Source organism: Marivita sp. (assembly GCF_965656765.1).
GTDB lineage: Bacteria > Pseudomonadota > Alphaproteobacteria > Rhodobacterales > Rhodobacteraceae > Marivita.
This window is the reverse complement of sequence record NZ_CBFHLV010000002.1, coordinates 148,508-157,958: the sequence shown is the minus strand read 5'-3', so window position 1 is coordinate 157,958 and position 9,451 is coordinate 148,508. Positions and strand designations below refer to the sequence as shown.

8 protein-coding genes and 2 riboswitches are annotated in these 9,451 nt (G+C 58.8%); of the genes, 2 read left to right on the top strand and 6 right to left on the bottom strand.

Annotation, left to right across the window (positions count from 1 at the left end; translation table 11 throughout):
• Window positions 1-2,270: ABC transporter permease (locus tag ACTG4M_RS01675; protein ID WP_439121892.1), on the top strand; the 2,270-nt coding region annotated here is incomplete at its 5' end.
• 120 nt (window positions 2,271-2,390) lie between these two features.
• Entirely contained in the window at window positions 2,391-3,263 is an 873-nt protein-coding gene (locus ACTG4M_RS01670) for an inositol monophosphatase family protein (RefSeq protein ID WP_439121891.1), read from the top strand.
• A gap of 3 nt (window positions 3,264-3,266) precedes the next feature.
• Here the strand turns inward: ACTG4M_RS01670 and ACTG4M_RS01665 are convergent, their stop codons facing one another.
• The 6 genes from ACTG4M_RS01665 to ACTG4M_RS01640 form a co-directional block, all read right to left on the bottom strand.
• Complete coding sequence (locus tag ACTG4M_RS01665; protein ID WP_439121890.1) at window positions 3,267-3,908, bottom strand: NAD(P)-dependent oxidoreductase; 642 nt, start codon at window positions 3,906-3,908, stop codon at window positions 3,267-3,269.
• On the bottom strand, window positions 3,905-4,087 hold the full coding sequence (locus ACTG4M_RS01660) for a hypothetical protein (RefSeq protein WP_439121889.1): 183 nt from the start codon (window positions 4,085-4,087) through the stop codon (window positions 3,905-3,907). Before ACTG4M_RS01660 ends, ACTG4M_RS01665 begins: the two co-directional genes overlap by 4 nt.
• Before the next feature lie 119 nt (window positions 4,088-4,206).
• Complete coding sequence (gcvP, locus tag ACTG4M_RS01655) at window positions 4,207-7,050, bottom strand: aminomethyl-transferring glycine dehydrogenase (RefSeq protein WP_439121888.1); 2,844 nt, start codon at window positions 7,048-7,050, stop codon at window positions 4,207-4,209.
• Between the two features lie 133 nt (window positions 7,051-7,183).
• Complete coding sequence (gene gcvH / locus ACTG4M_RS01650; protein ID WP_439121887.1) at window positions 7,184-7,543, bottom strand: glycine cleavage system protein GcvH; 360 nt, start codon at window positions 7,541-7,543, stop codon at window positions 7,184-7,186.
• A gap of 18 nt (window positions 7,544-7,561) precedes the next feature.
• Window positions 7,562-8,686, bottom strand: coding sequence for a glycine cleavage system aminomethyltransferase GcvT (gene gcvT / locus ACTG4M_RS01645; protein ID WP_439121886.1), 1,125 nt, complete (start codon window positions 8,684-8,686; stop codon window positions 7,562-7,564).
• A gap of 88 nt (window positions 8,687-8,774) precedes the next feature.
• Window positions 8,775-8,841, bottom strand: a riboswitch (glycine riboswitch).
• A gap of 3 nt (window positions 8,842-8,844) precedes the next feature.
• Window positions 8,845-8,932, bottom strand: a riboswitch (glycine riboswitch).
• Between the two features lie 37 nt (window positions 8,933-8,969).
• Window positions 8,970-9,440: an RrF2 family transcriptional regulator gene (locus ACTG4M_RS01640; RefSeq protein ID WP_439121885.1), complete on the bottom strand. Its 471-nt coding sequence runs from the start codon at window positions 9,438-9,440 to the stop codon at window positions 8,970-8,972.
• Between the last annotated feature and the right edge of the window lie 11 nt (window positions 9,441-9,451).

Below are 9,451 nucleotides of genomic sequence, written 5' to 3'. Positions count from 1 at the left end.
AAATCACCGATTTTCGGTCAATGGTCATTCGTGATCCCGAAGGTGATGCAGAACGCGCGCTGACGCAGGTCAAATCGGTCGATGCAGCCTATCCCTTGACGGGCGAAGTTTTGCTTGAACCGGACATGCCGCTTGCTGATGCCCTTGCCGGAACAGACACACAACCCGGTGCCGTTATGGCACCACTGCTCGCTGATCGTTTGGGCCTGACGCCGGGCGATAGTTTCCGTCTTGGAACGCAAGATTTCACCCTCTCTGCGATCCTGATGAAAGAACCCGACAGCTCTGCGTCTGGATTCTCACTTGGACCACGCACGCTGGTCACAACAGACGCGTTGCGTGCGGCCGGGTTGCTGCAACCCGGAACCTTGTACGAAACCGAGTACCGCCTGTTACTTCCGCCGGACAGCAATCTTGATGCCTTGGAAACCGCGACCGAAGCGGCGTTTCCCAGCAGCGGACTGCGCTGGCGCGATTCACGCAATGGCGCACCGGGTGTGGCCCGCTTTGTCGAACGGCTGGGCGCATTCTTAATCCTTGTAGGGCTGTCCGGCCTTGCCGTTGGTGGCATTGGTGTTTCCGCTGCCGTGCGCGCGTATCTGGCCAGTAAGACCAGCGTTATAGCCACGCTGCGCACGCTCGGCGCCACCCGCGCAACGATTTTCCAGACATACTTTCTTCAGATCGGCGCGCTTAGCCTGCTGGGCATCGCCATCGGCCTTGTGCTTGGAGCCCTGGTGCCAATCCTCTTTGGTCCCATGATCAGTGCGTCGCTGCCCGTTCCCGCGATCTTTACGATCCACCCAGCCCCACTGATCGAAGCCGCGCTCTACGGCATACTAACGGCACTCGTGTTCACGCTGTGGCCGCTTGCCCGCACCGAGGATATTCGCCCCGCTATGCTATTTCGTGACGCGCTGGACGGCGGCAAGGTGCTTCCTGCATGGCGCTACGTTATTGCCACGCTGCTCTTGCTCGGTGTGCTGGTCGGCGTTGCGTCCTTCTTCTCCGGCAGCCCCTTCCTGACCCTTTGGACAGCCGGGGGCCTGATCGGCGCCTTGATCGTTCTGGTGCTCGCCGCGATCGCGATCCGTTGGCTGGCCAAGCGCTCGACCAAAGCAACGCGGGGTCATCCAGTTTGGCGTTGGGCACTGGCCGCCATCGGCGGGCCGCGTGATGCGGCAGCACCCGTAGTTTTGTCTTTGGGCCTGGGCTTGTCTGTGCTGGCGGCCGTTGGTCAGATCGATGGCAACCTGCGCACGGCCATTGACCGCGATCTACCCGAGGTGGCGCCGGCATATTTCTTTGTCGATATTCAACCCGATCAGATGCCGCAATACACCGAAATGCTCGAAAACGACCCGGCTGTCGCCCGGATTGACACAGCGCCAATGCTGCGCGGTGTCCTAACCGAAATCAACGGTCGCCCAGCGCGCGAAGTGGCCGGCGATCACTGGGTTGTCACTGGCGATCGGGGTTTGACCTACGCCGCGCAACCAGACGCCAACACGCGCGTCGTTGCCGGTGAATGGTGGGATGCCGATCATGATGGTCCGCCCGAGGTAAGTTTTGCCATAGAAGAGGCCGAGGAAATGGGCCTCAATCTGGGCGATGACCTAACCGTCAACATCCTTGGACGCGACATCAGCGCGACAATCACCAGCTTCCGCGATGTCGACTTTTCGACCGCCGGGATGGGCTTCGTGATGACCCTTACGCCCAATGCCCTCCAAGGCGCGCCGCATACCTTTATTTCAACAGTTTATGCACCTGCCGAAGACGAAGCCCGCATCCTGCGTGAACTCGCCACCGCGTTTCCAAACATCACGGCAATCAGCGTTCGGGACGCCATCGACCGGGTCAGCGTCCTGCTTGAAGGCATCGGTGCTGCCGTCCGCTGGGGGGCTGCTGCTACCTTGCTGACCGGGTTTCTAGTCCTGATCGGCGCTGCTGCGGCTGGCGAAGGCGCCCGCACTTACGAAGCTGCTGTTCTCAAGACCTTGGGCGCAAGCCGTGCGCGTATCTTACAAAGCTTCGCTCTGCGCTCTGCGCTGCTGGGTGCCGGAGCTGGCATCGTCGCACTGGCTGCTGGCATCCTAGGCAGTTGGGCGGTGATGACGTTCATCATGGACACCAGCTTTGCAGTGGTTTGGCCCTCCGCCCTTGGCATTGTCGTCGGTGGCATCATGGCAACGCTTGTGGCTGGGTTGGTTTTTGCATGGAGACCACTGGCTGCGCGACCCGCTCAAGTATTGCGCGCGCGCGAATAAACCACGTCCAATCGACTGGAACACGCACAATCGGCGTCATGAAGGGCAATATACCATCTTGCCCTGACGCCATTCCCTTGGCATGCCCCAGACACCAGCCACAACAAATCGAGTCGCCCGATGTCCGATAGCCTGCCAATGACGATCCCGGCCCCGTTGACCCAATCCCAGCGCACCCAGATCATCAACCTTGTCCGTCGGGCCGCGCGCGCCGAAATCCTGCCACGGTTCCGGACATTGGGTGTCGGCGACATCGACCAGAAATCAGGCCCTATGGATGTCGTCACCGCAGCCGATAAAGAAGCGGAAAAGATGATTGTTCGCGGACTGCTTTCAATGTTTCCCAACGCATTGATGGTGGGCGAAGAAAGCGTGACTGACGAGAAGGTCGCGCAATTGGCTGATGCTGAAATGGGCTTCACGATTGATCCGGTCGATGGCACCTGGAATTTTGCCCACGGGCTGGCGACCTTCGGCGTGATCCTGTCGATGACCCGCTTTGGCGTGCCAGTGTTCGGGCTGATTTATGATCCAATCACCGATGAAGTGTTGATCGCTGACGAAGCAAGCCCGGCTAAAGTGATGGCCCCACGGCGCCCAGCACGGTCGGTATCCGTCACCAAAGGTGGCCCAGTCGAAGACCTGAGCGGCTTTGCTTCCGTCTATAACATCCCAGAGGTGCATCGCGCGGCGATGGCTGGCCTCATGTCACGGTTTCAACGTCTGTATATGCTGCGCTGTGCGGCACATGAATTCCGCATGGTGGCGATGGGTCACGTCGATTTCATGCTGTGCTCCAACCTGACCCCATGGGACCACGCCGCCGGAGCCTTGATTGTGCAACGCGCAGGTGGGCACGTTGCGTGTTTAGACGGGTCGGAATACCGCGCCCAGATGCGCAGTGGGTATCTGCTATGCGCACCGGATGCCGCAACTTGGGGCCGCGTGCGTGATGCGATGTCATTCCTGCTTCAGGATGACACCAAGGAATAACCGCTACCGCGCCAAAACAACATCAGTGCGCACATCCAAATCCTGCTCAACCGCGTCGATCAGATAATGCGCTACACTCGCACGGGCGATCAAACCGTTGCGCCATGTACTCGGCTCACGCAATACGCGATAATCCTCAGTGCGCGGGCCTTTGGTCAAAATGACAGGGCGCACGATGGTCCAGTCCAAGGGGCTTTCAACAATCAAAGCTTCCTGCCGGTCCTTGTCTGCATAAGGCTTGCCCAAAATGGCACGATGTCCGGTCTTCTCGAACCAACTCATGGCCGATTTGCTGCGACCCGCACCAAAACCCGTCACGACGACAAGTCTCGATACTTCGGCTTTCGCCATTTCGTCCAAAAGTACTGCTGTGGTCTCTGAAAACAGCGTTTCCTCTTCCCACAACATCGCCAGCCGCTCTGTGATGCCCAATGCATACACGACAGCCTGAACGCCCTTGAGCGCCTCGGCAATGTCTTCAGCCTTCTTGGCATCTCCGGTAAACGGCTCGACAAGATCCGTTGCGCCGAGGCTGTCCGCTCCGCGAGCAAAGGCCCTTACAGACAAACCCCGCCGCACCGCTTCGTCCAGTGCGCAACGCCCAATCCCTGACGTTGCGCCCATGATCAAGATCGGCGCGCTCAATTCTGCATATCCTCAAAATGCGCCGTATAACGTCGGTGCTGCGCCCGATCATGTTTAAGCGCCAGGTTGCCTCGGTACTCAGCCACAGTGACGACTGGGATGGCTTGTTGTTCGGTGATCAAGGTTTTGGCCCCAAGACCATGGAACCAGCGTTTAAGTCTGCGAGATACATGTTTCATACCCAAGGAACGTAGCGCAGTGCGTTTGGTTGCACAGGGCCAAGTGATTTCATGGATATCCAACTGAAAGCGCGGGCCGAACCAAGACGCCCGGCCCAAACAGTGTCATCGCAATTCGGCTATTCCGCCGCTTCGGCATAGTCCTCCATTGGCGGGCAAGTGCAAACCAGATGCCGGTCGCCATAGGCGTTGTCGACCCGGTTGACCGGTGGCCAGTACTTATCCACCCGGAACGCCCCCGGAGGAAAGCAACCCTGTTCGCGGCTGTACGGCCGATCCCATTCCTTCACGAGGTCCTCCATCGTGTGCGGCGCAAGCTTAAGCGGGTTCATCTCGCGATCCATCGTCCCGTCCTCAACCGCGCGGATCTCGGCCCGGATCGCAAGCATCGCATCACAGAACCGGTCAAGCTCGGCCTTGGTCTCGGATTCGGTCGGCTCCACCATGAGCGTACCCGCTACTGGCCAGCTCATTGTCGGTGCATGGAAGCCAGCATCCATCAGCCGCTTCGCGATGTCTTCAACCGTGACACCGGCCGATTTCTCGAACGGACGCACATCAAGGATACACTCATGCGCGACACGCCCTTGCTCACCGCGGTACAGCACGTCAAACGCCCCTTCGAGCCGCGTCGCAATGTAGTTCGCGTTCAGGATCGCCACGCGCGTCGCTTGCGTCAGACCCTCTCCGCCCATCATCAGGCAATACGCCCATGAGATCGGCAGCAATGACGGCGACCCGAACGGAGCCGCGCTGACCGCGCCCTGACCCGCCAACGGATCACCCGGCAAATGGGGCACCAGATGCGCCTTGACCCCGATCGGCCCCATGCCAGGGCCACCGCCGCCATGCGGAATGCAGAATGTCTTGTGCAGGTTGAGGTGGCTTACATCACCACCCAGATCACCCGGTCGCGATAGCCCCACCATCGCGTTCATGTTCGCTCCGTCGATGTAAACCTGCCCACCATGTTCATGTGTGATGGCGCAGACATCCTTTACCGTGCCTTCGAACACACCATGTGTAGACGGATAGGTGATCATAGTACCAGCAAGGTTCTCGGAATGCTGTTCCGCCTTGGTGCGAAAATCATCCAAGTCAATGGAGCCGTTCTCATCACACTTGACCGGCACGACTTTCCACCCGACCATCTGCGCCGAGGCCGGATTTGTTCCATGCGCGTTGACCGGGATCAGGCAGATGTTCCGATGCCCCTGGCCGTTCGCCCTGTGATAGCCGGCAATCGACAACAGCCCCGCATATTCCCCTTGCGCGCCCGAGTTTGGCTGCATGGAAATTGCATCATACCCGGTAATCGTACACAGCTTCGCGTTTAAGTCGTCAATAAGCGCATGATACCCACGCACCTGATCATCGGGCACGTAGGGGTGAATATCAGCAAACTCACGCCAACTCACCGGCATCATCTCGGCAGCTGAATTGAGCTTCATCGTACAAGAACCCAACGGGATCATCGCCCGGTCCAGCGCCAGATCGCGGTCTGCCAGACGGCGCATGTAACGCATCATCTCGGTCTCGGCACGGTTCATGTGGAACACGTCATGCTGGAGGTATTCAGAACTGCGCAGCAATGCGTCTGGCAAATGGTAATCTGCCGTCAAATCGTCATCCGCCTTCACCAAGCCGAACGCCCGCCACACCGCCTCAATTGTGGCAGGGCGCGATTTCTCGTCCAATGTGATCCCGATCTTTGTTTTGCCCACGGCCCGCAGGTTCAACCCTTCGCGAACTGCTGCCTGCAAGACACCGCGCTGCAACAGCCCCACGTCGACAGTGATTGTGTCAAAATACGCCTCTGGTTCGACCTTAAACCCTGCCTTTTCCAGCCCCTTTGCCATCCGCACAGTCTTGCGATGAATGCGCTGCGCTATCGCACGCAATCCCTTGGGTCCGTGGAACACGGCATAAAACCCGGCCATCACCGCCAAGAGCGCCTGCGCAGTGCACACGTTCGACGTCGCCTTTTCGCGGCGAATGTGCTGTTCGCGGGTTTGGAGTGAAAGGCGGTAGGCCTTGTTGCCGTGACTGTCGATGGAAATGCCGACGATCCGTCCCGGCATTGCGCGCTTATAGGCATCTTTAGTCGCCATATATGCCGCGTGCGGGCCACCATACCCCAAGGGAATGCCAAAGCGCTGCGTCGAACCAACCGCGATATCCGCCCCCATCGCGCCCGGTTCCTTCAGCAAGCAAAGCGCCATCGGATCCGCCGACATCACGGCAATCGCCTTTGCCGCATGTAGCCGCGCGATGTCGTCAGTGAAATCACGCAAGTGCCCGTAGGTGCCCGGATATTGAAAGATCGCGCCAAACACCGCTTCGGGATCCATATCCGCAACATCGCCAACGATCACCTCAATCCCCAAAGGTGCGGCGCGGGTTTTCATCACTGAAATATTCTGCGGGTGGCAGTTCTCATCGACAAAAAATACCTTGGCTTTCGACTTGGCAACACGTTGCGCCATTGTCATCGCCTCGGCGCAAGCGGTCGCCTCGTCAAGCAATGACGCGTTGGCGATCTCAAGCCCGGTCAGGTCACTGACCATGGTCTGGTAATTCAAAAGTGCTTCCAGTCGCCCTTGGCTAATCTCGGGCTGATAGGGCGTATACGCCGTATACCATGCCGGGTTCTCAAAGATATTCCTCTGGATGGCAGGCGGCGTGACCGTGCCGTGGTATCCCATCCCAATGAGAGAGGTCAGGACCTCGTTCTGCGAGGCGGTCTCGCGCATGTGATACAGCAATTCCCGCTCCGACAGCGCCTTGCCAAAATCCAAAGGCGTTTCCTGCCGGATGCTCTCAGGCACGGTTTGTGCGATCAGATCATCAAGCTTTGACACTCCAACCTTCGCCAGCATTTCAGCCATTTCCACAGGGGATGGGCCAATGTGACGCCGGTTGGCAAAATCATATGGCAGATAGTCGATGGCATCATAACCCATGTCGCTCTCCTTGAGTGTCAGAACGGCGCTCCGTCCTCTGCTTCTTCTTTTTCCAAATATGCCCAAACGACCGCAGCCAAACTGCCGTCCGGTCGGGATGATACGAAGGGCGGATCAACCGCCCCTCTCACGATCAGCCGATGTATTTCTTGTAAGCGGCCTCATCCATCATGTCGTCCAGCGCCGACATGTCTTCTATCTTCATCTTGAAGAACCACGCATCGCCTTCAGGGTCTTCGTTGACCTTGCCCGGCTCATCGACCAGCGCTTCGTTCACTTCGGTGAGTTCGCCATCCAGCGGGGCCAGAATGTCAGATGCGGCTTTGACGGATTCGATCACCACGATTTCGTCATCCTTGCTGACGGTCGTGCCTTCGTCAGGCAGTTCGATAAACACCACATCGCCCAACTGCTCAGCCGCGTGTGCTGTGATCCCCACGACCACTTCGTCGCCTTCGACGCGCAGCCATTCATGTTCTTCAGTGAATTTCATAAGGTCCTCTTGGTGTGATTATCGTTTGAAGCCTGCCGCGACGAAGGGCAGCGATGCAACAGTAACAGGGAGCCGTTTACCCCGGACTTCGCCAAAAAGCGTTGTGCCAGTTTTGGACATTGCAGTTTCGACATACCCCATCGCCACCGGCCCGCCGACAGTTGGGCCAAATCCTCCGGATGTGACGGTTCCAATTGGCGCGTCAGCGTCAGCACTTATGAAAAGTAGCGTGCCTTCACGCATTGGCGCACGGCCCTCGGGCAAGAGGCCCACGCGCTTGCGGCTCGCACCCTCTGCCATTTCTCTCAGAATATGGTCGGCACCGGGGAAGCCACCCGCGCGATCGCCTTCGGCGCGGCGCACCTTTTGGATGCCCCAAGTCAGCCCGCCTTCGACAGGCGATGTGGTGGCATCGATGTCATGACCGTAAAGACAAAGCCCCGCCTCAAGCCGAAGCGAATCCCGTGCGCCCAGCCCGATGGCTTCGACATCCTCGTGTGACAGCAATGCCTTGGCGAGGTCTTGAGCCGCGGCCACTGGCACGGATATCTCATATCCGTCCTCACCGGTGTATCCAGACCGTGACACCCAACACTCGGCGCCGGCAATGGGCAAAGTGACCACATCCATAAACCGCATTTCGGCGACCATCGGATGGTGTTCCGCCAACACGGCCTCGGCCTTGGGCCCTTGCAGTGCCAGCAGCGCACGGTTCTCGAGAAGCTTGACCGTCACGCCCGGCTCCAGCGCCGCGCGCATGCGGGCCACGTCGGCGTCTTTGCAAGCAGCATTGACGACGACAAACAGGTGATCGCCACGATTGGCAAACATCAGGTCGTCTTCGATCCCACCGCCATCATTTGTAAAAAAGCCATAGCGCTGACGCCCGTCGCCCAGGCCCAGCACGTCCTGCGGGATTAAACGTTCCAGCCCGCGTTTTGCGATCTCGGGGTCATCCGCACGCAGGATGACCTGTCCCATATGACTGACATCAAACAGTCCTGCTGCGGCCCGGCTATGCTGATGCTCCTTCATCACACCAAGGCTGTATTGCACCGGCATCTCATAGCCCGCGAACGGCACCATCTTGGCACCCAGCGCGACATGCAGATCGTATAGCGGTGTGCGTTTCAATTCGCTCACGCGGCATCCCTTCACGTTCGACCGGATGCATGTGACGCGACAACCGGCATATTCTAAACCGCGCTGTCGCGCGATCGTCCTATGCCCCCTCTGTCCTTTCGCCTGAGATCGTTATCCCTTCGGCGTTCCGGGTCAGGCCCGAAATCTCTCCAGAGTCTATGTCCACGACGGTCCTTCGGCCTGAGAGTTTCCGGGGGCGGTTGCTCCTTCGGCACCGGTCAAGACCGGTTCTCCCATCGTGGATGTGTACAGTGGTAGACCGAATCCCGTTCGGTCTCAAGGGTCAAACCGCGAGGGCTGCCTCGCGCGCAGCACAGGCGCGCTCCGGGTTCAGAATGTCCAGAAGATCGGCATTTGTGCACACCAGTGCATCCAGCGTGATCGGGTCTAGCGATTGATAGAACGCCTCAACCGCGTCGGTCAGGGCGGTGCGAAGACGACACGCCTCGGTCAATGGGCAGGTGTTATCAACATCCGCAAAGCATTCGGCCAATGGCACAGGCGCCTCAAGCACGCGAAACACATCGCCGATATTTATGTCTTCGGCAGGACGCCCCAGAGACAGTCCCCCATTTCGCCCACGCTGCGTATGCAGGAACCCAAGCTGGGCCAGCTGGTTGATCACTTGAGCAAGGTGATTTTCGGACGCATTACAGCGCTGAGCGATTTCCGCCTTAGTCACAAGTCGCCCCGTATTGGCGGCGCAGAACATGAGGACACGCATCGCTATGTTGGTTCGTTTGGTGACACGCAAAGCAGGTATCC

Excerpts from the sequence above, each read along its gene's own strand:
- ACTG4M_RS01670 (WP_439121891.1), top strand. The coding sequence starts at position 2,391 with ATGTCCGATAGCCTGCCAATGACGATCCCGGCCCCGTTGACCCAATCC.
- ACTG4M_RS01660 (WP_439121889.1), bottom strand. The coding sequence starts at position 4,087 with ATGAAACATGTATCTCGCAGACTTAAACGCTGGTTCCATGGTCTTGGG.
- gcvH (WP_439121887.1), bottom strand. The coding sequence starts at position 7,543 with ATGAAATTCACTGAAGAACATGAATGGCTGCGCGTCGAAGGCGACGAA.
- gcvP (WP_439121888.1), bottom strand. The coding sequence starts at position 7,050 with ATGGGTTATGATGCCATCGACTATCTGCCATATGATTTTGCCAACCGG.